Origin of the sequence: Pseudorhodobacter turbinis (assembly GCF_005234135.1) — a bacterium.
GTDB classification, from domain to species: domain Bacteria; phylum Pseudomonadota; class Alphaproteobacteria; order Rhodobacterales; family Rhodobacteraceae; genus Pseudorhodobacter; species Pseudorhodobacter turbinis.
This window is the reverse complement of the sequence record NZ_CP039965.1, coordinates 510,862-536,160: the sequence shown is the minus strand read 5'-3', so window position 1 is coordinate 536,160 and position 25,299 is coordinate 510,862. Positions and strand designations below refer to the sequence as shown.

Annotated in this window: 18 protein-coding genes, 1 tRNA gene and 1 other RNA gene; 19 read left to right on the top strand and 1 reads right to left on the bottom strand. The window is 56.8% G+C overall.

Annotated elements, in window-relative coordinates; translation table 11 throughout:
• The first annotated feature begins 18 nt into the window (after window positions 1-18).
• The 3 genes from ypfJ (at window position 19) to EOK75_RS14875 (ending at window position 4,747) form a co-directional block, all read left to right on the top strand.
• A complete protein-coding gene (gene ypfJ / locus EOK75_RS14885) occupies window positions 19-873 on the top strand; it encodes a KPN_02809 family neutral zinc metallopeptidase (protein WP_137194875.1) in 855 nt (284 codons plus the stop codon).
• Window positions 874-938: 65 nt separating this feature from the next.
• A tRNA-Leu gene (locus tag EOK75_RS14880) sits at window positions 939-1,022 on the top strand.
• 779 nt (window positions 1,023-1,801) lie between these two features.
• On the top strand, window positions 1,802-4,747 hold the full coding sequence (locus tag EOK75_RS14875; RefSeq protein WP_137194874.1) for a Hint domain-containing protein: 2,946 nt from the start codon (window positions 1,802-1,804) through the stop codon (window positions 4,745-4,747).
• Between the two features lie 200 nt (window positions 4,748-4,947).
• On the opposite strand, the gene EOK75_RS14870 is transcribed toward EOK75_RS14875, so the two are convergent.
• Complete coding sequence (locus tag EOK75_RS14870) at window positions 4,948-5,145, bottom strand: NTP transferase domain-containing protein (protein WP_137194873.1); 198 nt, start codon at window positions 5,143-5,145, stop codon at window positions 4,948-4,950.
• A 504-nt stretch (window positions 5,146-5,649) separates the two neighbouring features.
• Between EOK75_RS14870 and EOK75_RS14865 the strand changes: the two genes are divergently transcribed.
• The 16 genes from EOK75_RS14865 (at window position 5,650) to EOK75_RS14790 (ending at window position 25,037) form a co-directional block, all read left to right on the top strand.
• Window positions 5,650-8,412 (top strand): Rne/Rng family ribonuclease, encoded by a 2,763-nt coding sequence (locus tag EOK75_RS14865; protein WP_137194872.1) that lies wholly within the window; start codon window positions 5,650-5,652, stop codon window positions 8,410-8,412.
• 139 nt (window positions 8,413-8,551) lie between these two features.
• A complete protein-coding gene (locus EOK75_RS14860) occupies window positions 8,552-9,301 on the top strand; it encodes a cytochrome c biogenesis CcdA family protein (RefSeq protein WP_137194871.1) in 750 nt (249 codons plus the stop codon).
• A 26-nt stretch (window positions 9,302-9,327) separates the two neighbouring features.
• Window positions 9,328-10,545, top strand: coding sequence for a hypothetical protein (locus EOK75_RS14855; protein ID WP_137194870.1), 1,218 nt, complete (start codon window positions 9,328-9,330; stop codon window positions 10,543-10,545).
• Window positions 10,542-11,894 (top strand): cytochrome P450, encoded by a 1,353-nt coding sequence (locus EOK75_RS14850; RefSeq protein WP_137194869.1) that lies wholly within the window; start codon window positions 10,542-10,544, stop codon window positions 11,892-11,894. The genes EOK75_RS14855 and EOK75_RS14850 overlap by 4 nt, the downstream gene beginning before the upstream one ends.
• Before the next feature lie 62 nt (window positions 11,895-11,956).
• On the top strand, window positions 11,957-12,244 hold the full coding sequence (gene gatC / locus EOK75_RS14845; protein ID WP_137194868.1) for an Asp-tRNA(Asn)/Glu-tRNA(Gln) amidotransferase subunit GatC: 288 nt from the start codon (window positions 11,957-11,959) through the stop codon (window positions 12,242-12,244).
• Window positions 12,241-13,722 carry an Asp-tRNA(Asn)/Glu-tRNA(Gln) amidotransferase subunit GatA gene (gatA, locus tag EOK75_RS14840; protein ID WP_137194867.1) on the top strand — a complete coding sequence of 494 codons (1,482 nt, stop codon included), beginning with the start codon at window positions 12,241-12,243 and terminating at the stop codon, window positions 13,720-13,722. Before gatC ends, gatA begins: the two co-directional genes overlap by 4 nt.
• A 36-nt stretch (window positions 13,723-13,758) precedes the next feature.
• Window positions 13,759-14,478, top strand: coding sequence for a hypothetical protein (locus EOK75_RS14835; protein ID WP_137194866.1), 720 nt, complete (start codon window positions 13,759-13,761; stop codon window positions 14,476-14,478).
• A 10-nt stretch (window positions 14,479-14,488) separates the two neighbouring features.
• Window positions 14,489-15,157: an N-acetylmuramoyl-L-alanine amidase gene (locus EOK75_RS14830; RefSeq protein WP_137194865.1), complete on the top strand. Its 669-nt coding sequence runs from the start codon at window positions 14,489-14,491 to the stop codon at window positions 15,155-15,157.
• Between the two features lie 12 nt (window positions 15,158-15,169).
• Window positions 15,170-15,575: RNase P RNA component class A (gene rnpB / locus EOK75_RS14825), an RNA gene on the top strand.
• 158 nt (window positions 15,576-15,733) lie between these two features.
• Window positions 15,734-15,901 carry a 50S ribosomal protein L33 gene (gene rpmG / locus EOK75_RS14820; protein ID WP_050527256.1) on the top strand — a complete coding sequence of 56 codons (168 nt, stop codon included), beginning with the start codon at window positions 15,734-15,736 and terminating at the stop codon, window positions 15,899-15,901.
• A 1,439-nt stretch (window positions 15,902-17,340) separates the two neighbouring features.
• Window positions 17,341-17,628, top strand: coding sequence for a hypothetical protein (locus tag EOK75_RS14815; RefSeq protein WP_137194864.1), 288 nt, complete (start codon window positions 17,341-17,343; stop codon window positions 17,626-17,628).
• A 297-nt stretch (window positions 17,629-17,925) separates the two neighbouring features.
• On the top strand, window positions 17,926-18,567 hold the full coding sequence (locus tag EOK75_RS14810) for a hypothetical protein (protein ID WP_137194863.1): 642 nt from the start codon (window positions 17,926-17,928) through the stop codon (window positions 18,565-18,567).
• A gap of 447 nt (window positions 18,568-19,014) precedes the next feature.
• Complete coding sequence (hsdR, locus tag EOK75_RS14805; protein WP_205965523.1) at window positions 19,015-21,384, top strand: EcoAI/FtnUII family type I restriction enzme subunit R; 2,370 nt, start codon at window positions 19,015-19,017, stop codon at window positions 21,382-21,384.
• Between the two features lie 57 nt (window positions 21,385-21,441).
• Window positions 21,442-22,968: a class I SAM-dependent DNA methyltransferase gene (locus EOK75_RS14800; RefSeq protein ID WP_137195800.1), complete on the top strand. Its 1,527-nt coding sequence runs from the start codon at window positions 21,442-21,444 to the stop codon at window positions 22,966-22,968.
• Window positions 22,968-23,924 (top strand): restriction endonuclease subunit S domain-containing protein, encoded by a 957-nt coding sequence (locus tag EOK75_RS14795; protein ID WP_137194862.1) that lies wholly within the window; start codon window positions 22,968-22,970, stop codon window positions 23,922-23,924. Before EOK75_RS14800 ends, EOK75_RS14795 begins: the two co-directional genes overlap by 1 nt.
• A protein-coding gene (locus EOK75_RS14790) for an IS3 family transposase (protein WP_420821923.1) occupies window positions 23,908-25,037 on the top strand; the annotation gives its coding sequence in 2 pieces (ribosomal slippage) (window positions 23,908-24,157 and window positions 24,157-25,037; 1,131 coding nt in all). The genes EOK75_RS14795 and EOK75_RS14790 overlap by 17 nt, the downstream gene beginning before the upstream one ends.
• Window positions 25,038-25,299: the final 262 nt, after the last annotated feature.

Sequence of the window (25,299 nt, the reverse complement as noted above, 5' to 3'; positions counted from 1 at the left end):
GACGTGAAGGGATGCGCAATGAAGTGGCAAGGACGGCGGCAGAGCCGCAACATCGAAGACCGTCGCGGTGCGCGCAGTTCAGGCACGCGCAGGGCAGGGGGCATTGGCGGTGTCGGACTGGTTGCGGTGCTGGTGGTTGGCTATTTCCTCGGGATTGATGTCACACCTTTGCTGCAAGGCCAAGGGGGCGGGCAGGTCACGCAAAGCGCGCCAGTATCGGCGGAGGATAGGGCGGCCGGCACTTTTGTCTCGGTCACGCTGGCCGATACCGAAGAGGTCTGGGCGCAGGTTTTTCAAGAGCAGTTGGGCCGCAGCTATACGCCCGCAACGCTGGTGCTGTTCAAAGGGGTCACCTCATCGCCCTGCGGCGGCGCATCGGGGGCCTCTGGTCCGTTCTATTGCCCTGCGGATAAAAAGGCCTATCTGGATACGGATTTCTTTGTGACCCTGGAGCAGCAGCTGGGGGCTGGGGGTGATTTTGCCGCGGCCTATGTCGTTGCCCATGAAATCGCGCATCATGTGCAAAATGAGTTGGGCATCCTTGCGCAGGCAAATGAGGTGCGCGCGCAGCTTTCCCAAGCTGAGAGCAACGCGATCTCGGTCCGGATAGAGCTGCAGGCCGACTGCCTCTCGGGCATCTGGGCGCGCAGGGCAGAAGAGCAATTCGGCACCATTGATGCGGGGGATCTGCAAGAGGCGGTGAATGCGGCACGTCGAATCGGGGATGACACGCTGCAACGCAACGCAGGCCGCACGCCAAATCCGCATAGCTTTACACATGGCACATCCGACCAACGATCCCGCTGGTTTTTGACGGGCTACCAATCTGCGTCGCTAGCCTCTTGCGATACTTTTTCAGTAAAATCGCTTTAAGTTCAAATTTCGCGCAGAGAGCCGATTGACGCGCCCTGCAAGGCGCGTTACATCGCTCTCACTGGGCCCGAGTGGCGGAATGGTAGACGCAGGGGATTCAAAATCCCCCGCTTCACGGCGTGGGAGTTCGAGTCTCCCCTCGGGCACCAGTTTTATGCGTCAGCATTACATTATTTTGATAGTATGCCCCAACGGGTGTGGGTCTGTCGGCCGGGGGCGTTTCTCGTTCGGGAAAACAATCAAAGTGATTCGGAAAAAGCCTGCATTGTTAACTATATATCGCATTTTTGCGCCTCAGCGGCGATCCGGGCTCCTGATTGCAACCTGGCCGTGTGCGGCTAATTTAATCAATGGTTAACCACAGAATCGACGCGGTTTCGTGTTTCTTCGTTGGATACAGTTTTGCATGTTTTTTTCGAAAATTTACGAAGAACCCTGCAAACACAGCCTTAAAGCTGGCGATCTGGATAGGTTGACCGCTGATTTTCGCGACAATCGGGCAGAGCGTTTTCGGCGTTAAGTTGTGTTAATCCACTGTTTTGCCCCAAAAGAAACACATCTGCGGGACCGGTGCGATGCTAATTTCCCTTTGCGGCAGCGGTCTGCCCCTGTAGTAGTAAACATATCCTTAATCTGGGAAGGATAGTGGCCGCGGGGGCGGTCGATAAGTGTAAACGTGGGTTGCCGCAACATGCGGTGGCTTACGTGAGATGCTGCCGCGTTGGGGTTGTCCCCATCACAAGCTGGGGAATGTCTTTCCGCCGCTTGGGTCTTATCTCTTTTACGTCACTTGATCGAGCTGGCTTCGTCGTTGCGTAGAGACTTGAGTGTCTGGTTCGCGTTGATTTTGCGGCAGCCAATGCCGTGCTTGATGGGACAACCTTGACTGTTCTTGGGTCTCTAGTTGCTGTAGTGAGGAATGAAGAAGATGCCGATATTTGCGCTGTATAACTTTGACGAAACTGGCACCGTTGCCGCCGATTCTGCTTTGGGTAATGGTGCACAAAACGGTGCTTATCTTGATGGCGCAACGTCGATCGGCGGCAAGGCTGTTCTTGACGGGGTGGATGACAAGGTAAAGATTCTTCCCAACGAAGAGTTCCAGATGTCAAGCGGCACCCTGGAAATCCAGTTCTCTCAGGATGCGCATGTTGGCGACACGCCCAACACGGTTTTGTCACGCGATACATTGAGCGAGACCGACGGCGGCTACCGTATCGAGGTGATGCCCGACGGTTCTGTCATGGTGTCGCATGAATCGGGTTGTGACACGGCGACCTTCCAGACCGAAGCCGGGTTTGTGAACTCCTGCGATGAGATCAATGTGGTCTACTCTTGGGATGCGGCTGTTGGCGGTACGCTGCAGATTTCTAACCTGACCACCGATGCCAGTTTCGAGGCTGACGTCCCCGCCGGCTTGACCATGGACCAAGGCCCGATCAACCAGCCTTGGATTGTCGGTGCGGGGCAGTCACAATCCGATGCGGGTATGCTTAACAATCTGGACACTCCGTTTCAGGGCTCTGTCGGGATGTTCTCGCTTTCCGATACGGTCGACAATGCGCCCGACGGTCCAACTGCGAACCCAGATGCTGTGACCACGACAGAGGATACTGTGATTGACGTTATCCCCGTCTTGGCAAATGACACCGAGACGAACGACCAAGCGCTGACGATTTCAGGCACACCCACAGCCGAGAATGGCACGGTTGGCGTAAATGCGGATGGCACGCTGAGCTATACGCCGAACCGGGATTTCGTTGGTGAGGATACGATCACCTATGCGGTGCGCAATCCCGACGGGGTTGAGGCTAGCAGCACGGTTGCGGTAACCGTGACACCCGTCAATGACGCCCCTGTTGCTGTTGATGATCGGGATGTGACCGACCTTGATACGGCTGTGGCGGTTGATCTGATTGGCAATGATACGGATGTTGATAATCCGAATGCGGATTTGTCGCTCACCGGTACGCCGACCTCAGCTGATGGGACTGTTGTGGTGAATGGCGATGGCCGTAGCGTGACCTTTACGCCAAATGACGGTTTTATCGGATCGGCAACGATTAACTACACTGTTATTGATCCCGACGGGCTGACCGATGAGGGTGTTGCAACGATTTCGGTCGTGGACCCTACGCGGGACGGTATCGTGCGCGGGACCGATGGTGCTGATCTGATTGATGAAACATATGTCGACCCGATCGATGCCGAGCGGGTGGATGCTGGCGATGCGCTTTTCGCCACGGATGGTCCGGATGATGATCGTATCCGTGCAGGTGACGGCGATGATACCGTCTTTTCGGGCTTGGGCGATGATACTGTCTGGTCTGGCGCGGGCCGTGATCTTGTGTACGGCGGTACCGGCGACGACGAGCTGCGTGGCGAGGATGGCGGCGACTTCCTTTATGGTGGCGACGGTCAGGATACCGTTTACGGCCAGGAGGGGGATGATTTCATCAATACCTCCGGGTCCACACCTTTGCCAAATATTGATTATCCGGGCTATTATCCGGCGGATACCGATCCCGAAGATGACCGTGATCTTGTTTACGGTGGTGTCGGTAATGATACGATCATCACCGGCGATGATGCCGATACGATCTTTGGCGATACGGGGAATGATTCCATCGACGCAGGTATCGATGCGGATCTGGTGTACGGCGGCGCGGGCGATGACACGATCATTGGCAGCGAAGGCGCGGATACGATCTTTGGCGGTGCCGGCGATGATTTGATCTATGGCGGCCTTGGCGAGGGGGTAGGCGAAGCTCTGGATTTGCCGGATGATGTGGACTTGCGGCCTGAAAACAACCCCGATGTGATCTTTGGCGGTGCTGGCAATGACACGATCTATGGCCGTGATGACGATGACAGTCTGAGTGGCGGTGACGGCGATGACGTGCTTTACGGCGGCGTCGATAATGATTTCCTAAGCGGCGATGAAGGCAATGACTTGCTGGAAGGCGACGAAGGCGATGACACGCTGGTGGGTGGCGAAGATAGCGATACGTTGATTGGTGGCGACGGGGCGGATGTGCTCTTTGGCGGTGCCGACCGTGATCTGTTTATCGTTGATACGCCTGCTGGTGGTGTTACGGCCGATGGTCCGCGTGAATTCATCGATGGCGGCGAAGAGGGTGACGACTATGACACGCTCGATCTGCGCGGCTCTGGCCCGTTCCGTATCGATTATTCCGCGGATAACCCCGAAGACGGTACGGTCAATTTCTTTGACGAAGATGGCAACCCTGCCGGATATCTGGACTTTTCCAATATCGAAAATGTCATCCCCTGCTTTACGCCGGGCACACTGATCGCCACCCCCAAGGGTGAGGTGCCTGTTGAAAGCCTGACCGCCGGAGATCGGGTGATCACCCGTGACAATGGTATTCAGCAGATCTGCTGGACCGGTGTGAAGAAGATGGATTGGGGCACGCTGACAGCCAACCCGCATCTGCGCCCGATTATGATCCGTCGCGGCAGCCTTGGCCATGGTTTGCCAGAGCGGGACATGATGGTCAGCCCGAACCACCGCGTTCTTGTGTCCAACGACCGCACATCGCTTTACTTTGATGAGCATGAGGTTCTGGTCGCGGCCAAGCATTTGGTTGGTGGCAAGGGGATATTTGAGGTCGAAAGCATCGGCACCAGCTATATCCACTTTATGTTTGAACAGCATGAGGTTGTGCTGTCGGACGGGGCGTGGACGGAAAGCTTCCAGCCGGGTGACTATACCTTGAAAGGTATGGGCAACGCGCAGCGCAATGAGATATTGGAGCTGTTCCCGGAGTTGAAAACCAAGGAAGGGTTGGAGGATTACACTGCCGCCCGCCGGACCTTGAAAAAGCACGAAGCCAAGCTTTTGGTGCGCTAAGCGCTGACCTAAACGCCGTTGCCATTTATGGTGGCGACGGCACGCCATTCGGCCCAATCTTCCGGGGTGTCCAGATTGGTTGCGTCGACCTTTGGCATATCGGCCAGCAGCAGCATGAGTGGGGTAGGGGGTCACCCCTTGGCGTAGCGTGTTTGCCATACCGTGTCGGGCAACAATGATGATGGTGGCATCCAGCCCGTCTATGGCTGTTTTACATGCGGGGTTTCGATTAGGCGGGGCGACCAGAACGGGCGTACCGGTGCTAAGTGCACAACGCGGCGCAGCAATGGCTGGCCCGCGACGGATTCCAGCAGCTTGTCAGTCCCACGCCTACGCGCTGATGCCCCTGCTGCCAGTACCAGAATACTGACCGGCGGCACGGCGGTACCTTTTGTCATAATTCTGCCGTCCTTTGGCGATAGAATAGGGATATAACGCGGTCGTGCACAAAGATATGTTAAAGCCCGGGCTGGACCAAATCCGGCCTAAAAGGGCTTGCTTGCATATTAGCCATTGTATTTACAGGCTTTGTACCCTTATTGTTGCATTACGCAATTCCGAGTATGTGACAAACTTGGTAAGCGCGACAGATTTACGCTGCGGAATATTGGATGGGCGAGCTGCTCGTCGATATGGACTCGTGGTGAACCACCGGCCGAGAGGCCTCTCTTTTGCCCGCCAAGTCATTGACAATGCGGAGCTTTCAATTAGTGCAGTAGTGCATTCAGGATAAACCGCGATGAGCCGCGCAGAGAATTTAGCCATAGCTGACGGGGGGCCTTTACGGCCGAACCTGCCGCTATTGGTGCGCAGCCTCGCCCAGACAAGTCACCACATCCGCGCAAATCGCCCCCCCGGAAAGTTTCCGGCGCGGTGGGCGCGACTGGGTGCTATGGAACATAATGGCCAAGAAGATGCTTATCGATGCCACCCATGCCGAGGAAACTCGGGTGGTTGTGGTAGATGGAAACAAAGTTGAGGAATTCGATTTTGAAACCATCAATAAACGCCAGCTCGCTGGAAATATTTACCTCGCAAAAGTAACGCGGGTTGAACCGTCCTTGCAGGCGGCCTTTGTGGATTATGGCGGAAACCGCCATGGTTTCCTTGCTTTCGCGGAAATTCACCCCGATTACTACCAGATCCCGGTTGCGGATCGTCAGGCGCTTTTGGATGAAGAGCGCGCCTTGGCACAGGCCGAGGATAGCGACGAAAAAGAAAAGCCTCGGGGGCGCCGCGGATCGCGTGCGCAATCCTCCAAGAACGATGACGCGGTAAAAACCGCCGAGATCGGGGCGATGGATGTCGTTGATCTGGAAGAGGAAAGCGAAGAGACCGCAGCCGCTGAGGCAGATGTTGCCGAGCAGCCCGCCGCCGATGTGCCCGCTGTCGAGGCCGATGCCGCCCAAAGCGATGACGCCGCAAATGATGGCGACGATAGCGATGACGATGACGATGACGAGGAAGAGGAAGAGCCCTACCGCGCGATGGACACCGCCTCGGAGTCTGGCGAGGGGATTGAATCCGTCGCCGATGAGGATGTGACCGAAGAGATCCGCGCCCCGCGTCGCCCACGTGCGCGCCGCTACAAGATTCAAGAAGTGGTCAAAGTGCGCCAGATCTTGCTGGTGCAGGTGGTCAAGGAAGAGCGCGGCAACAAGGGCGCCGCCCTGACGACCTATCTGTCGCTTGCAGGCCGTTACTGCGTCCTGATGCCCAACACGGCACGTGGTGGTGGCATCAGCCGCAAGATTACCCAAGCCAACGACCGTAAGAAGCTTAAAGAAATCGCCGCCGAGATTAAATTGCCGGAAGGTGCTGGCCTGATCATCCGCACGGCGGGGGCCAAGCGTACCAAGCCTGAGATCCGCCGCGACTACGAATATCTGATGCGCCTGTGGGAGCAGATCCGCGAGTTGACGCTGAAATCCTCAGCGCCTGCCGCGATCTATGAGGAAGGCAACCTGATCAAACGTTCGATCCGTGATCTTTACAGCCGCGAGATTGATGAAGTGCTGGTCGAAGGGGCCGAAGGCTACCGCGTGGCCAAGGACTTCATGCGCATGATCATGCCGACCCATGCCAAGGCCGTGCAGCCCTATAATGATGCGACGCCGCTTTTTGCCCGCTATCAGGTCGAAAGCTATCTGGCGGGGATGTTCAACCCGACGGTTCAGCTGAAATCCGGCGGTTATATCGTGATCGGTATCACCGAGGCGCTTGTTGCGATCGACGTGAACTCTGGCCGTGCGACCAAGGAAGGCTCTATCGAGGATACGGCGACCAAGACCAATCTGGAAGCCGCCGAAGAGGTTGCGCGCCAGTTGCGTCTGCGCGACCTTGCAGGGCTGATCGTTATCGACTTCATCGACATGGAAGACCGGCGCAACAATGCCGCGGTTGAGAAACGCTTGAAAGACAAGCTGAAAACCGACCGCGCACGGATTCAGGTTGGCCGTATCTCGGGCTTTGGCTTGTTGGAGATGAGCCGTCAGCGTTTGCGTCCGGGCATGCTGGAAAGCACGACCCAGCCTTGCGCACATTGTCATGGCACGGGCCTGATCCGTTCGGACGACAGCATGGCGTTGCAAATTCTGCGCTCTCTGGAAGAAGAGGGCACGCGTAAGCGGTCCCGCGAAGTGTTGCTGCGCGCGCCGATTGCCGTGGTGAACTTCCTGATGAACCAGAAGCGCGAACATATCGCCACGATCGAGGCGCGCTATGGCATGTCGGTCCGGATTGAGGGTGATCCCGCAATGATCAGCCCGGATTACAGCATTGAGAAGTTCAAGACCGCGACGCGCGTTGTCCAAGAAGCTTCTGCTGCGATTTCGGGGAACTCCTCTATGATGGGGGCGATTGCGGATGATATCGAAGATCCGGAAATTCCTTCGGAAGAGGAAGAGGAAGAGGAAGAGAACGACGAGGTAGAAGCCACACCTACCCACACCGAAGAAGAGCCCAAAGACGGGAATGGTCGCAAGAAGCGCCGTCGGCGTCGTCGTCGGCGCTCGAGTGGCGGATCGGATGATGCCGAGAACAACGATCAAGACAGCAATGATCAGGACGAGGATGCCGATACAGCCGACATAGGCGACACTGCACCCGTAGCGGCGCAAGCCGAGGCAGAGACCCCCGAAGAGGCGCCCAAAAAGCGAACCCGTTCGCGGACCCGCAAGCCAAGGGTGGAGGCTGTGGCCGAAGTTGTCGAAGCCGTTGCGGTGGTTGAAGCTGCCGAAGTTGTTGAAACGGTTGAGGCCGAAGCGGCTGCGGCAAAACCCGTAGAAAAGCCAAAAGCCCGCCGCACCCGCAAGCCGAAGGTTGTGCCCGAGGCCGCAGAGGCTGATGCCGTTGCAGGTGACGCCGCTGTTGAAAAAGAAGCGGCACCGGCCAAGAAAGCCCCGGCGCGGCCTCGTACCCGTCGGGCGGCCAAGCCAAAAGAGGCTCCCGCAGCAGAGGCGTCGGTCGATAAGGTTGAACCGGAAGTTGTTGTTCAAACGCCGGAACCGGTTGCCGCGCCCACACCTGCGCCGGTCGTCGAGCCGAAGCCAGAGCCGGTTGCTGTGGCCGCCGAGCCAGCCCAGGCGGAACCTGTTGCCGCCGAAGAGGCCACGACGGAAGAGGCAAAACCACGCCGTCGCGGCTGGTGGAATCTTAGCCGCTAAGCGCAGATAGATTGAGACGAGGGGCGCGGGGGAAACCTTGCGCCCTTTTCTATGACAGGCCACGCGAACGTGACAATCTGCTCAGGTGACAAGCGCGGGTGGAACGCGGTAAGACGAGCGCAATAGCAAAGGACACAGCATGGCCGGAATTGACTTATTCGACGCAGCCCTCTTTCCCTCGATGTTTGTGGCGCTTATTGCTGGGATTCTGTCATTCCTGTCGCCTTGTGTGTTGCCGATTGTGCCGCCGTATCTGGCCTATATGGGCGGGATAAGCATGAATGAGATGAAGGGCGGCTCTGCGCGGCGGCACGTTTTGCTGCCGGCACTTTTCTTTGTTTTGGGCCTGTCGACGGTGTTCTTGTTGCTTGGTTTTACCGCCTCGATCTTCGGGACGTTTTTCTTGCAGTATCAGGATGTTATGTCCAAGGTTTCAGGGGCGGTTGTCATTATTTTCGGCCTGCACTTCCTGGGCGTTTTCCGCATTGGCATGCTGGACCGCGAGGCGCGTCTGGATGCCGGTGATCAGGGGGGATCGGCCTTTGGCGCCTACCTGCTGGGGCTTGCTTTTGCCTTTGGCTGGACGCCGTGCATCGGGCCGCAATTGGGCGCGATCCTGTCGCTGGCGGCAAGCGAGGCCAGCTTGACGCGCGGGACAACCTTGCTTGGCGTTTACGCGCTGGGGCTTGGCTTGCCATTCATTCTGGCAGCGATGTTTATTGAACGCGCGGTTGGTGTGATGGCGCGGCTCAAACGCCATATGAAGATGATTGAGCGGGCGATGGGCGTGTTGCTGATCGTGGTGGGTGTGGCCTTGTTGACGGGCGCATTCTCGGCGTTTTCATTCTGGCTGTTGGAAACTTTCCCTGTTTTAAGTACCTTGGGGTGATCGCAGCATAGGGGGCAACAAGGCATATGAAAGGCGACCAAGACGTTGCGCGCCGCCGTGTTTTCTACATTCCCGGCTATGACCCGTTCCACCCCCGCCGCTACCGCGAGCTTTACCGCAAAGAGGCGGCAGAGCAGGCCCGCATTTCCGGCTATACCATCGAGATAAAGCCTAAAGGGGCAGGCGGCACCTACGGCTGGCAGGTGGGCGGGCATTTCGATGGGCGGCATATCCAGACGCAGGTGGATGTGCTGGTCTGGTCGGATATCGTTAAGGGGTCAATGGCGACGGGCATCCTTGCGACTTATGTGCAATTGATCAGGACCGCGTGGATTTATATCGCCTCGGGCGCGCTGTTTCGGTTGATGCGCTTGCGCAAAGGACCGGTGATTGCGGCGCTGTATCCAGTGGTGTTTTTATTGGGGCAGTTAGGGTTGGCGCTGCTGTTGTTGCGCGGAATGACGGCCCTTGGGGCAATGGTTGTGCCGGGCTGGGGCTGGATTTTGGGGCTTGGTGCCGGGCTGGTTGGTGCGGTGGCTTTGCTGCGCTGGTTCCGCCGGATTGATAATAAGATTTATGCCTATTACCTGATGCATGACTATGCCTATTCGGCCCAGTTACATGGCATGAACCCACCGCAACTTGAGGCGCGGATGGAGGCCTTTGGTCAGGCGATTTCCGATGCGTTGACGGCGGATGTGGAGGAGGTTTTGGTCGTCGGTCATTCCTCCGGCGTGCATCTGGGGGTGTCGGTTCTGGCCGATTTGATCCGTGCGGGTAAGGTGCCCGCAGGTCGGCCTGCGTTGTCCTTCCTGTCGCTGGGGCAGGTGGTGCCTATGGTGTCCTTTTTGCCCAAAGCGCATCGGTTGCGCGCCGATCTTGCCTATCTTTCGGCCAGTGATGCGCTGACTTGGGTTGATGTAACGGCCCCCGGCGATGGTTGTGCCTTTGCGCTTTGTGATCCGGTGTCGGTGTCGGGCGTGGCCCCTGCGGGCAAGCGTTGGCCGTTGGTGTTTTCGGCGGCCTTCACGCAAACCTTGTCGCCCGCGCGCTGGCAGGCGCTGCGCTGGCGTTTCTTTCGTCTGCATTTCCAATATCTTTGCGCCTTTGACCGCCCGCGCGACTATGATTATTTCCAGATCACCGCAGGGGCGCAAACCCTTGGCGCGCGCTATGCGGGACGGCCCGCCTCGGCCTCGCGGATAGAGCGGGCGGTGAATAAGCATATCTCGGTGGTGCCATGATCCCGCCCAAACCAGCGTCGCGACCCGATAAGGTTTCACTGTGGCGCTATCTGAAACTGTTTCGTCATGACATCCTTTCGGCACAGCCTGCGCGGCTTTACCGAGCATGGATGGCCGAATTTCGCACCCCATTTTTTCGCAGCTATATGTGCAATGATCCGGCCCTGATCCGGTTGGTGCTGAATGGACGCCCCGATGACTTTCCCAAATCCGACCGTATCCGTGAGGGGTTGAAGCCCTTGCTCGGCGCATCCGTGTTTCTGACCAACGGCGCCCAATGGAAGCAACAACGCCGGATTATCGATCCCGCGTTTGAGGGCGGGCGTATTCGCGAAACCTTTCCGGCGATGGCCGCAGCGGGGCAGGCGGCGGCGTCCAGACTGCAACCCGGCGTGCAAGAGATCGAGCCTGAGATGAGCCATGCCGCCGCCGATGTCATCTTTCGCACGCTCTTTTCCATTCCGATCGAACATGAGATTGCGGCCGAGGTCTTTGACCAGTTTCAAACCTATCAGCGTGAGCAACCGCTGCTGAATTTCGCGGCCTTTCTGCCGGTACCACGCTGGTTTCCGCGCTTTCATTCGCGCCGGACCAAACAGACGGCGGCAAATATTCGAGGGCTTATCCGTCAGTTGACCGAGGCACGTGCCGCAGAAATTGCCGCAGGTACCGCGCCTGATGATCTGGCGACAAAGATTATGACCACCGCCGACCCGCAAACCGGCGAGGTCTTTGGTGCCGAGGATATGATCGATCAGGTCGCGATCTTTTTTCTGGCTGGGCATGAGACCAGCGCCTCGGCGCTTGGCTGGGCGCTTTATATGCTGGCGATGTATCCGGAAATTCAAGACCGTGTCGCGGCCGAGGCCATGACACTGGACGATCCGTTGGAATTCTCGGCGATGGGCAAGTTGAAATTCACCCGCGATGTGTTTCGTGAAACGCTGCGGCTTTATCCGCCGGTGCCGATGATGGTGCGCGAAAACACCTGTCCCGAAACCTTTCGCGGGCGTGATGTTGCAAAGGGCGCGCAGATTGTCCTGAGCCCCTGGCACCTCCAACGGCATGAGCGGATCTGGGACCGACCCGATGAATTTGACCCCGACCGCTGGCAGACCGAGGCCGGAAAGACCTGTGCTCGTGATGCCTTCATTCCGTTTTCCGCAGGCCCGCGGGTGTGCCCCGGTGCGGGGTTTGCGATGGTCGAGGGGCCGCTGTTGCTGGCGCTTTTGGTGCGGGAATTCCGGTTTGCGACCGTGGCGGGGCGGGTGCCGGTTCCGGTTGCGCATTTGACGGTACGGGCCAAGGACGGGATCTGGATGGATGTCACGCCGCGAAGAACGCTGTGACCCCGCTTGCGCCCATCCGCCGCCAAGGTTAAACCCGAGGCAACACAAGAAAAGAGGCCCGCATGTCCATTGATATCGATACCGCCCGAAAGGTCGCGAAACTCGCCCGGATCAGGGTGGAAGAGGCGGATTTGCCCGCATTGGCGACGGAGCTTTCGGGCATCCTTGGCTTTATGGAGCAGTTGAACGAAGTCGATGTTGAAGGGGTGGAGCCGATGACTTCGGTCACGCCGATGCATTTGCGGTTGCGCGCGGATGTTGTGACGGACGGGAATATTACGGATCAGATCCTTAAGAACGCCCCCGATGCGCGGGAAGGATTTTTTGCAGTGCCGAAGGTGATGGAATGACACATCTGAATGAATTTACCATCGCCGATGCCCGCGATGCCCTGCGCAAGGGCGATGTGACCGCGACGGATCTGACCATGGCCTGCCTGACGGCGATGGATGCGGGTGACGGGCTGAACGCCTATGTGCATAAAACCCCTGATATGGCGCTGGAAATGGCGCAGGCTGCTGATGTGCGGATCAAGGCGGGCGATGCACCTGCGATGTGCGGGATTCCCCTAGGGATCAAGGATCTGTTTTGCACCAAGGGTGTGGCGTCACAGGCGGCCAGCCGGATTCTGGAAGGCTTCAAGCCCGAGTACGAATCAACCGTGACGACGCAGCTTTTCAGCTCTGGCGCGGTGATGCTGGGCAAGCTGAACATGGATGAATTCGCGATGGGGTCGTCGAATGAGACATCCTGTTACGGCAATGCCATCAACCCCTGGAAGGTGGATGATCGCAAGCTTACGCCCGGTGGGTCGTCGGGCGGGTCTGCGGCGGCGGTTGCGGCGGATCTGTGCTTGGCTGCGACCGGCACCGATACGGGCGGCTCTATCCGTCAGCCTGCGGCGTTTACGGGTATCGTGGGCATCAAGCCGACCTATGGCCGTGTCAGCCGTTGGGGCGTGGTTGCCTTTGCCTCATCCTTGGATCAGGCCGGTCCGATGACGAAATCGGTGCGCGATGCGGCGATCATGCTGGAGGCGATGTCGGGCCATGACCCGAAAGACAGCACCAGCGCTGATTTGCCCGTGCCGGATTTTGAGGCGGCGCTGACCGGCGACATCCGTGGCAAGAAAATCGGTATCCCGCGGGAATACCGGATGGACGGTATGTCGGCCGAGATCGCAAAGCTCTGGGCCGATGGCACCGCCATGCTTAAGGATGCGGGCGCTGAAATTGTTGATATTTCCCTGCCACATACCAAATACGCATTGCCTGCCTATTACGTGATTGCCCCCGCCGAGGCGTCCTCGAACCTCGCGCGCTATGACGGGGTGCGTTATGGCCACCGCGCCAAGCTGGGGCCGGGCGATGGCATCACCGAGATGTATGAGAAAACCCGCGCCGAAGGCTTTGGCCATGAGGTGCAGCGCCGCATAATGATCGGGACTTATGTTCTTTCTGCAGGGTTCTATGACGCCTATTACAACCGTGCGCGCCGGGTTCGGGCCTTGATCAAGCAAGATTTCGACCAGGCCTTTGCCAGCGGTATCGATGCGATCCTGACGCCTGCCACCCCAAGTGCGGCGTTCGGGCTTGGTGAAATGGCCAGCGCGGACCCGATCGAGATGTACCTCAACGACGTCTTTACCGTGACCGTGAACCTTGCGGGCCTGCCGGGGATTTCCGTTCCCGTGGGCCAAGATACCAAGGGTTTGCCGCTTGCGCTGCAACTGATCGGTAAACCGTGGGACGAGGCGGGCTTGCTTAATCATGCTTATGTGTTGGAGCAAGCTGCGGGATTTGTGGCCAAGCCGGAAAAATGGTGGTAGATCACGGTTTTCATACTGCCGCTGCCGGAGTTGCGCATGCAATCGACTAAAGCCATTTTTGTCCTTTTGGTGCTTGCCGCCTGTGCCCCTGCTGTGCCTGATAGCGGGGCGGGTGTCGGGTTCGGCGATTATTCCGACTATGTCCGCCAGCGAGATACGCAGGCGGACGGTGTGCCGCTTGACGCGGTGCCGCAAAGCCCCACGACGTTCTCGACCGAGAGTGTCGGTGCGGCGCTTGATAACGCCGAGAATGGCACGGGCCTACCGACGGGTCGTGTGATCGGTCAAGGCCCAGTGGCGACGGGGGCCACGCGCCCGCGCGGCAATGCGCCTGCGGGGATTCGGCAGGAAACGGGCGAAATGCGGTCAAACGGCATTTCCGATGAGCAAAGCTTTGACGCGGTTGCGGGGCGTGAGACCGTCGAAAGCGATGCCCAAAGGCTTGCCAATCAACGCGCACAATATGAGGTGATCGCCCCGACTGCGCTGCCACAACGCAGCGGCAATATCGGGCCGAACATCGTAGAGTTCGCGTTGTCGACGACCCACGCCCCCGGTACGCAGATGTATAAACGTGGGGGTCTGTTCACCCGCGATGCGCTTGTGACCTGTGCCAAATACGCCTCGCCCGATCTGGCACAAGAGGCGTTCTTGGCCAATGGCGGCCCCGCGCGCGACCGTGAGGGCTTGGATCCTGATGGCGACGGCTTTGCCTGTGGCTGGGATCCGCGCCCCTTCCGTACCGCCCTGCAATAAGGCGCGGCCTGTGCCGGTGTCCCCTAATTTTGGCGAACGGCGCGACGGCTTGCGGCCTGAGTTTGTGGTGATCCACTATACCGCGATGGAAAGCTGTGCGGCGGCCCATGCGCGGCTCTGTGATCCCGCGGCCGAGGTTTCGGCGCATTACCTGCTTGATTATGACGGCGCCACCCATACGCTGGTGGAGGAGGCCGTGCGTGCGTGGCATGCCGGCGCGGGGCAGTGGTGCGGCTTGGATGATCTCAACTCCCGCTCTATCGGGATTGAGCTGGCGAATGACGGGTTCGAACCTTTCCCTGAACCACAGATGGCGGCCCTTGAGGGGTTGCTGTCGGGGATCATGGCGCGCTGGTCGATCCCGCCCCAAGGGGTGATCGGCCATTCGGATATGGCGCCGGGGCGCAAGTCCGATCCGGGGGCGCGTTTCGATTGGGCAAGGCTGGCGCGGGCGGGGCTGTCGGTTTGGCCCCAGGGCACACTAGAGGCTGATCCATGTGGTTTTGTCGGTTTCGCGCAGCGCTTTGGCTATCCCGATGTGCCCGCTGATGATCTGCTCGCGGCGTTTCGCCTGCGGTTTCGCCCTGCCGCCTCTGGGCCTGTTGACCCTATCGATGCGGGGCTTGCACAAGACCTTGCTGGACGCTTTGCAATTGACCGCGCGGCCAAGGGCGCGTAGTGCATTTCTTGCGCGGATGGCTGGATGGCCGCGTGTGATGCGAAGTCCTTCGGGAAACCGTATCATGCGAGGAAAGTCCGGACTCCATGAGGCAAGGGTGCCGGGTAACGCCCGGCTGGGGTAACCCAAGGGAAAGCGCCACAGAGAAGAGAACGCCCTGCATGTCAGGGCAATGGTGAAACGGTGGGGTAAGAGCCCACCGCGGACGTGGCAACACGGACGGCATGGCAAGCCCCACCCGGAGCAATGCCGAATAGGGGCCTCACGCGGGATTGCCTTCGGGCAGACCGCAGGGACGCTTCAGCCCAGAGGCCCGGGTTGGCAGCTAGATCCCACTGGTAACAGTGGGGCCAGAGGAATGGTCATCGAAGGGGGGTAACCCCCGGAACAAAATCCGGCTTATAGGCCATCCGCGCAATGCCTTTTCATCGATTTTGGACGGGTCCCCGCAAGAGTTAAAAAAGATGCAGTAAAAGCCAGAATATCGCGTTGACTCGGGGCAATGAGATAGGCATAAGCGCACGATATTAGGATTTCGCGGGGAAATATGTTTCCCTCGCACGCAGGAGAAACGATATGGCGAAACCGGCGACGATCAAGATCCGTCTGAACTCGACGGCGGGCACCGGGCACTTCTATGTGACCAAGAAGAATGCCCGCACAATGACCGAAAAAATGGTTATCCGTAAGTATGACCCGGTTAAGCGTGAACATGTTGAGTATAAAGAAGGCAAGATCAAGTAAGATCTCGTCTATCTGATTCGATATAGAAGCCGCTCCTGTTTGGGGCGGCTTTCTTCATTTGTGGATATGCGAGGTCCGTGCCTTGGCCGTCATGCGGCAGGGGGCCTAGGGGACGCCGCCCTCTGCCACCAGAGCTGTGCTGAAGGGGACGTCAAAGGCTGTTCGCAGTCGGTGGATGCAGCCCCGTAGTGCACCGTGCAAGGCCCTGCCTATAAACTCTTGCTGCGCGCCACCAGCATTCGGCGCAGCTGTGCTTGGCAAAGGCATCATATGGTGGCAACGAAAAAGGGCCGGGGTTTCCCCCGGCCCTTGGATCTTTTCATATGGTGCAAATCACTCGCGGTTGCCGAGGAAGCTCAGCAAGTAAGTGTTGTGAAAATGTGTAAAGCATCTGTATCAGTCAGTCCTTTCAATAGGTTATCTTCGGATTGGCCTCAGCGGTGTCAGGGCCCGGATTTAGCTGGCATGTAAAGAGTTCCAGATATTTCAATTTATATTCATATAGTTGGCGGTTTTTTGGGTCGAAAGTGGTTGCTCAGCTTCGGCATTGTTCGCGCCTCTCTGCAATTAGACTTAGGCAAAGGTTGCCAGTAACCCATAAGATCCGTCTCGAGTTCATGTTTCGTAGTGTAGAACCGATCGCTCAGACTGTCATTTTCTCTTTGGACGGACAGCTGTTTGCCCTATTTTCCAGGCCGAGCGATCGAGATGAAAGAGCCCTGTTTATTTGCGCCTCGAAACAAGGCGCCAAAGTTGCTTGATGTACTTCCATTTACCGCAACCGACACCCGCGCTGCGCAATCTGAAAGCTGCGCGCGGTTGTCGGTTGCTCCACCTGTACTCAATAGCGGGCTAAGTTATCGAGTTCTGCCCATTAACGCTTCTGGAGTTAATGCTCGCTGGAGGCCACTTGATATGCTTTCAACCAGGCGCTTGCGAGCCTCGCACTGTCAGGACCGGCCCGGTGTGGGGCAGGGTGCCGGTCCAGATACCATACCGTTGTCCAGCACCACGAGACGTTCATCTGCACCGAATGTCTGGCAACTGACGACTCGGCCCCACTGTGCGAATGGTGCAATGAACGGCAAATCGGGGGTGGCGACCTGGAATTTAGCTACCATTCGGGCTGCGAGTTCTGCGAAGGGCAAGCGGGTTGGACCAAAGACGATTGATGCCACCTTGTCGGAGGCAGTTCCCACAATCGGCCCTCTCCTGACATTCGCCACGATATCCATCGCGGAGGCGCAGCGTCCTCGAAGCGGTCATCCGTGGCACGGTCAGGCCGTCCAAGGTCAGCGGGGGGAATGAGCTGGCCCTGCCGGTCGTCTTTGATGATCATCGATCAACTCTACAACGGCTTGTTAAGTATCCGGTTTTTCAGGTATGAATTGCAGCGTTGCTAATTTGGTTCTCTGCCCGACGAAAGAAGGACGTCAATCATGACGAAAATAACCGTTGATTGGAAGGGCGTCACCTTGGAACCACACTGGTATGCTCCAAATGACGTGAAGACGAAAGTAGATCGCTTCGGCAAGAGGGGGGGCTATCGGGTACACCCGGCCGGAGATGGTCACAATGTGTCGGGGAACGCTGTATTCTATCGATCTCTGGAGGACGTTGCACAGCACCTGATTGCTTGCCCTGACTGGGGACTTCGCTTCAAGACACCGGCAGGTGCGGCTAATATCTTCTATGATGATATTATTATAGACGGAAAACCTCGCTGATCACGTCGGAGATATGGACGGTCTATTGGCTTCAAGGTCCCCAACATTGGTAGGGAAAGGCGGCAATTGCCAATCTCAGACCCTCGAGCGAACACTCGTGAGTTTTGCGTCTTGAACACTCAAATAGGCCCCGATTTGATCTGCCTGAGTTGACATTACTTAAATTGGTAGTGGTATGTGAAGTTCTTTACCTACCGGTTAAAACAGGGATACTTAGCTGCCGTCGGGCCACACCTCAAAAAAATTTCTGAAGAATATTAGTGCCGATATGGCCAGATAGAATGAGAGACGCTTAGCATGGACTGGTTAGAATGGTCATCAACGGTCATAGGCTCCACGGCATGGCCTGTCGCGATCAGCTTTGTCGCGCTGGTTTATCGGGGGCAAATCAGCCAGCTTCTCAAACGGATTAGGCGAGCAAAGTATGGCAACGCCGAAGTCGATTTTAGTGACGAATTGGATAAGATCGAAGCGCAAGCCAGCGGTTTGCCGACAAAGTCAGATGCGGATGCCGGAGAGATTGCAAGCGAGGTATCAGAGCTCGCTACGCGCAAAGCCGCAGACGATGAACAGGCTTCCGATTATGATCCTGTGTCGCATCAGATATCCGAAGGGCAGGATCGTTTCATAGAAATAGCCAAGGTTTCACCGAGCGCTGCCGTGCTCGACTCTTGGCGTGATGTGGAGCTGGAATTAGAGCGTTCCTTTAAGAAATCTGGCTTGCCTCAGGAGAAGAAAAAGATCGCCCCTCTACAACTTGGAGTGAAGTTATATGGAATGGGGGTCATTCACGCACACACGATTGACATGATCAAGCATCTCCAGAGTTTGCGGAACGAAGCAGCCCACACACAGGAAATTAGCGTGACCGATGCCTACCGGTTCAAAGCTTTGGCTAATAAAGCAATCAACCTGCTTCAATATGATCTTGCGAGGTAGATTAGGCTGTCCAAAGATATACTGAACCGCCCATCAAAAAGGCTGAGAAATGCGATTTCATCTCGATTCTTGTACGTTAAACCTATATCGGAACAATAGGGCGACGGACCGACTGAAACAGCGCCTGCCCACCTTCGAGGTTTTCGCGCGAGTGAATGGTAAGTGGTAAGTCGGATTTTTGGGCTGTCTTCGGACAGCCCCTTTTTTTACGCATCTGTTTTCAAAGAGTAAAAGATCATCGGTCCCTAACCTCCCTGCGCGACTCCGGCAATCGGGCCGAAGACGCATTGGGGCTTGCGGGGAAGATCATGCAGGCTGTAGGATCTGGAAATCAAAAGACAATGAAAACGTTTCAAAACCAAAGAATTGCGCGTTGCTTTGTGCTCATTTTTTTGACAGGTTTTAGCCTTGCAATTGAGTGTCGATACCGGGCTAAGAAGGTTGCTTATGAATGAGGCTGATACCTGTAGGAAATTCGTAGTCCCCAAACTGCAAGCAGCGGGTTGGGATGATCGCCCGCACGCGATTAACGAGCAGAGAACTTTTACTGATGGCCGAGTGGTGTTCATCGGTGGCAAGGCCCGTCGTGGAAGGCAGAAGCGCTCGGACTATTTACTACGATACAATGCAGACTTTCCAATCGCAGTCGTGGAAGCCAAGTCCCGTTTCAGCCATGCTGCGGAGGGGCTACAGCAAGCCAAGGAATATGCCGAGATTCTCGGGCTTCAGTTTGCCTATTCCACTAATGGGATCGAAATCGTAGAATTTGACTATATATCCGGTATCGAACGGACGATCCGGAATTTTCCCACGCCCGCTGATCTTTGGATGCGTCTACGCCGTGCCGAGGGTATCGTCGATGATGACATGGCGGAACGGCTGCTAACCCCTACGTTCCCTGACAGAGCAAAGCCTCTCCGATATTATCAGGAAATCGCAGTTAATCGAGCTGTTCAGGCCGCGCTTCAAGGCAGGAAGCGTGCACTGTTGACGCTGTGCACGGGTGCCGGAAAAACCGCAGTCGCCTTTCAAATCTGCTGGAAGCTCTGGACGGCGCGTTGGAACTCGAAGGGTGTCAGCCGCAAACCGAAGATCCTCTTTCTCGCCGACCGAAACGTGCTGGTCGATGACCCTATGGCGAAGGATTTCAGCCCATTTGGGGATGCTCGACACAAAATAGCAGGCGGTGTCGCCGTCAAAAGCCGTGATATCTATTTTGCAATTTACCAGTCTATCGCACGCGATGAAAATCGCCTTGGCCTTTATCGCGAATATGCACGTGACTTCTTCGACTTGATTATAATTGATGAGTGCCACCGGGGCAGCGCCCGGGACGATAGCAATTGGCGCGAGATTCTCGAATGGTTCGCGCCAGCGACCCAGATAGGTATGACGGCAACGCCGCGGCGCGAGGAAAACCTCGACACCTATAACTACTTCGGCAAACCGCTATACGAATATAGTCTTGCGCAGGGCATCGCCGACGGTTTCCTTGCTCCATACCGAGTTCACCGAGTCATCTCGGACTACGACGCCGCTGGGTGGCGCCCGACGCGGGGCGAGCTCGACCGTTATGGACGCGAAATCCCCGACACCGAATATTCCACGCGAGACTTTGAGCGGGTTGTGGCACTTCGTGCGAGAACGCAGGCGATCGCGAAACACTTGGCAGGTTTCATGGCGGAGACCGATCGTTTCGGAAAAACCATTGTTTTCTGTGTGGACCAAGAACATGCTCTCGAAATGCGACAGGCGCTCGCTGCCCTGAATGCCGATCTGGTAAAAGATCACCCCGACTATGTTTGTCGCGTCACGTCCGACGAGGGGGATGTCGGCAGCGCACATCGGGCCAAGTTCCAAGATGTCGAAACTCAGACGCCGGTCATCCTCACTACGTCGCAGCTTTTGACTACCGGCGTCGATGCTCCAACCTGCAAGAACGTCGTTCTGGCGCGCGTGGTGGGTTCAATGCCGGAGTTCAAGCAGATCATCGGGCGCGGTACACGTCTCAGAGCTGACTATGGAAAACTCGCGTTCAACATCGTCGACTATACGGGCACGGCAACACGGATGTTTGCCGACCCAGATTTCGATGGCGATCCCGTTCGCGAAGACGAAGCGCTGATCAATGAAGACGGTGATGTAATTGAAAATCGCGAGATTGAAGAGGCGGTGCCGGATCCGGACGATTTCCCAGATTTTCCGGATGGAACAGTTGATCTCGACAACGAACCAGAGGCCGGTCATCGAAAATTTTACGTCGATGGCGGTGAGGTTTCGATCATCCGACATCTTGTTTACGACCTCGACTCGGATGGACGCCAACTCGCCTGCCGCCAATTGACTGATTATACTGGCGACAAAGTACGCACTCTTTATCCCAATGCCTCTGAGCTTCGTGCAGATTGGCTGGACCCCGATCGCCGAGCAGAGATTGTTGAACGTTTGGAAGAGAAGGGTATAGACCTCGACTCCCTGGCAGAAGCGGTTAGAAAACCGGAAGCTGATCCGTTCGATCTTCTTTGCCATCTTGCTTACAATGCGCCTTTGCGCACCCGCCGTGAGCGTGCGGATCGTCTGCTACTTGAACAGAACGATTTTCTGGTTCGCTTCGGGCCCGACGCCCGCGAAGTTCTGGATGCTGTGCTCCAAAAGTATGCCGAACACGGCAGTGCCCAGTTTAAGCTTCCCGACTTGCTCGAAATTCCACCATTCAACGAATGGGGTAATGTAATTGAAATTGCCGCTCGCTTCGGCGGGGGGAAAGAAATGCGAAGCGCGGTTACTGAATTGCAGCGTCTGCTTTACACCGCTTGAATTTGAAGGAATGCCACATTGGCCAAAACCGCCCGCAAGAAGGCTGCGCCGAAGCAATTGACAACTGCGCAGCGCCTCGACAGCATCATCAAATCCACGCGCAAGATAATGCGCAAGGACAAGGGCTTGAACGGCGACCTCGACCGTCTGCCAATGCTCACCTGGATCATGTTCCTGAAATTCCTTGATGACATGGAGCGGATTGAGGAAGGGCGCGCGGATTTGGCGGGCAAGGACTATCGTTCAATCATCGAAGCCCCTTATCGCTGGCGGGACTGGGCGGCGGACGCTGACGGCATTACTGGCCCCGACCTCCTGTCGTTTCTCGTCGCCGACGAAGCTGAACGACCGGGCGGAAGCCGTGGCCCCGGCCTGTTTGCCTATCTGCGTGGTTTACGAGGTGACAATGGCCGACGAGAGCGGCGCGACGTGATCGCGACTGTTTTTGAGGGCTTCGCCAACCGTATGGAAAGCGGCTACCTTCTGCGTGACGTAGTGAATTTGATCGACGGCATCCACTTCGACTCGTCCGAAGAGGTTCACACGCTTGGACGCCTATACGAAACGCTACTGCGCGAAATGCGCGATGCCGCGGGGGACTCCGGCGAGTTCTACACGCCCCGGCCGGTAGTGCGCTTCATGGTTGAGGTTACAGACCCCAAACTTGGTGAGACTATCCTCGATCCGGCCTGCGGCACGGGGGGCTTTCTGACTGAGTCGTACCAGCACCTCGAGCGACAGGCCGACACGGTCAAGAAGCACAGGATTCTGCAGGAAGACAGCTTCTTCGGTGGCGAAGCTAAATCGCTGCCGTTCCTGCTGTCCCAACTCAATCTGTTGCTGCACGGCCTTCACGCCCCGCGGATCGATCCTGGCAACGCGCTGCGGTTTCGTCTCGCGGAAATCGGCGAGGATCAACGCGTCAACGTCATTCTGACAAACCCGCCTTTTGGCGGCGAAGAAGAGATCGGCATCCTTAACAACTTCCCCGAGGATCGCCGCACAGCGGAAACGGCGCTGCTTTTTCTCCAGCTGATCATGCGGCGGTTGAAACGCGCCGGGCGGGGACGCGCGGCAGTCGTCGTACCACATGGCACATTGTTCGGCGATGGCATCTCGGCGCGGATCAAGGCCGACTTGCTGGAGAGGTTCAATCTGCACACAGTCGTGCGCCTTCGTGAGGGGGTGTTTGCGCCCTACACGGATATCCCGGCCAACCTGATTTTCTTCGATACCAGCGGACCGACGAAAGATATCTGGTACTATGAATTGCCCCTGCCAGAGGGCCGCAAGAAATACTCAAAAACCGCGCCGATGGCATATGAGGAATTCGGCGGCTGCCTTCAATGGTGGAATAATCGCGAAGAAAACGAACAGGCTTGGAAGGTTTCGGCCACAGACCTGATCCAGCGCGATGAACAGGATCGCGTCACATCTTGCAATCTCGACATCAAGAATCCACATTCCGGAGAAGTCGAGGACCACCGCGACTCGGCCGAAATTGTGGATGCGATTATCAATCAAGAAAAGCGAATCCTCGACATCATGGACGAAATCAAGTCCATCTTGGCGGAGCGTTCTTGATGGATCAAGATCAGGTTTTGCTTTCTGACATCCTGCGACTTGATATCGATGCGCAAGAGATCGATCCCGCAGCAACGTATGAAATGTCAGGCGTGTACGGGTTCGGACGAGGTCTATTTCACCGTCAGCCATTGAAGGGCTCTGAGACTACTTACAAGCGGTTCCACAGGCTGGCGGAAGGCCAAGTAGTTCTTAGTCAATTGAAGGGGTGGGAAGGTGGTATTGCGGTCGTGGATCGCGCACATGCCGGGCGATTTCTTTCTACTCAGTTCCCAACCTTTGCATGTAACGAGGATCGGGCGTTGATCGGCTACGTGGGTTGGTTTCTTCGCTTCTCTCCTACGTGGAAAGAACTACGGTTGAAATCTCGCGGGATGGGTGCGCGGCGCGATACAATCTCGCCGGACAAATTCCTGTCACTTTCGATTCCGTTACCATTACTCAATGAGCAGCGCGGCATCGTCCAGAGGCTCGACGATGTTTCAGCCTTGGTCGACAAGCGTCGGAGCGCGATCGAGACTTCTGAACGTGAAGCCCAATCCATGCTGCTAAAGGCCTTCCTGCGCGCCATTGACGGCGCACCTCTTCGACCCATGGCCGAAGTCGCCCCGCTTGTCCGCCGCCCGGTCGAGGTGGAACCAGCCGAGTCTTACCCTGAACTCGGGGCAAGGTCATTCGGTCGCGGTTTGTTCCATAAGCCAACGCTTCAAGGGTCAGATCTGACATGGCAGAAGCTTTTTCGTATTGAGGAAGGCGATTTGGTTTTCAGTAATATCAAGGCTTGGGAAGGCGCTTTTGCCGTCGCTGGATCGAATGATCATGGGCGCGTTGGTTCGCACCGTTATCTGACATGCGTGCCAGTGGCGGAAGTTATGAAGTGGTCCGGCAAATTCAGACAGCGTGCTAAGATGTATCCAGCATTGACGACAGGATACAGAAATGACGACGAGACGTAGTTTTTCGGACAAGTTTAAGGCCACGGTAGCGCTTGAGGCACTTCGCGGAGACAAGACGGCGCAAGAGATTGCAGCCAAGCACAAGATCCACCCAACGCAGGTGACGACATGGAAGCGTCAGGCAATTGACGGCCTGACCGGCGTGTTTTCCGACAAGGCAAAGAAGGTCGAAGACAACGAGGCCCAAGTCAAAGAGCTTCATGCCAAGATCGGGAAGCTGGCGGTGGAGAACGATTTTTTGTCACAAGGGCTGAAGCGATGAGCCCGTCTGAACGCAAGGCTATGATCAACGCTGATCGCACTGACCTGAGCCTGACGAAGCAATGTAAACTTCTGAAGATCAGCCGGTCATCGTTGTATTATGCGCCGGTCGGTGTGAATGCCGAGACCCTGAAGCTGATGAATGAAATCGATCGGGTGTTCATGAAATACCCGTTCTTTGGCAGCCGCCAGATCGCAGCCTACCTGCCGCGAAACGGGTTTCATGCTGGTCGCCACCGCGTGCGCCGCTTGATGGGCGTTATGGGGTTGCAGGCGATCTATAAGGGCCCAAACACCAGCAAGAAGCATCCCCAGCACCCGATCTATCCATACCTGCTGAGGAAACTGCCAATCACGCGCCCAAACCAAGTTTGGTGCAGCGATATCACCTATATTCCGGTCCGGCGCGGATTCCTTTATCTGGTGGCAATCATGGATTGGGCGACGCGTAAGGTGCTGGCGTGGCGGCTCTCGAATACGTTGGATGCCAGCTTTTGTGTCGAGGCTTTGAAGGAGGCCATCGCCGAATACGGCAAACCCGAGATAATGAATACCGACCAAGGATCGCAGTTCACAGGGACGGCCTGGATCACCACCCTGACCGACGCCAAGATCAAAATATCAATGGATGGCCGAGGACGTTATCTCGACAACATCTTCATCGAAAGGCTGTGGCGTTCACTGAAACAGGAGGCTGTCTACCTGCACGAATTGCAGGACGGGTTCCAAGCCAAACGCGTCATCGACGAATGGCTCGAATTCTACAACGCCGAGCGGCCGCACACCGCGCTTGATAAACGGACACCAGACGACGCATACTTTGACCCAATACAGATGAACCAAGCAGCATGAAACTTAACCCCGATGCACCTTAGCTGAGCCGCAAACCTGTTCAGAAAAGCAGGACCACTTCATTATGAGTCCGCATTTTCTAAACTTCTATCTGCAAACCCGAGACGGCTTAGAGAAAGTGCAGACGGCATCACTCGGTAGTGCCGATCGAAATCGAACGCTTGGTCAATCGCGCCTCGAAGCAATCACCGTGCCGACACCGCAGCTGGCAGTTCAACTCTGGTTTGACCGACTTCAAGCCATGGCCCGAGAAATCAAAAAC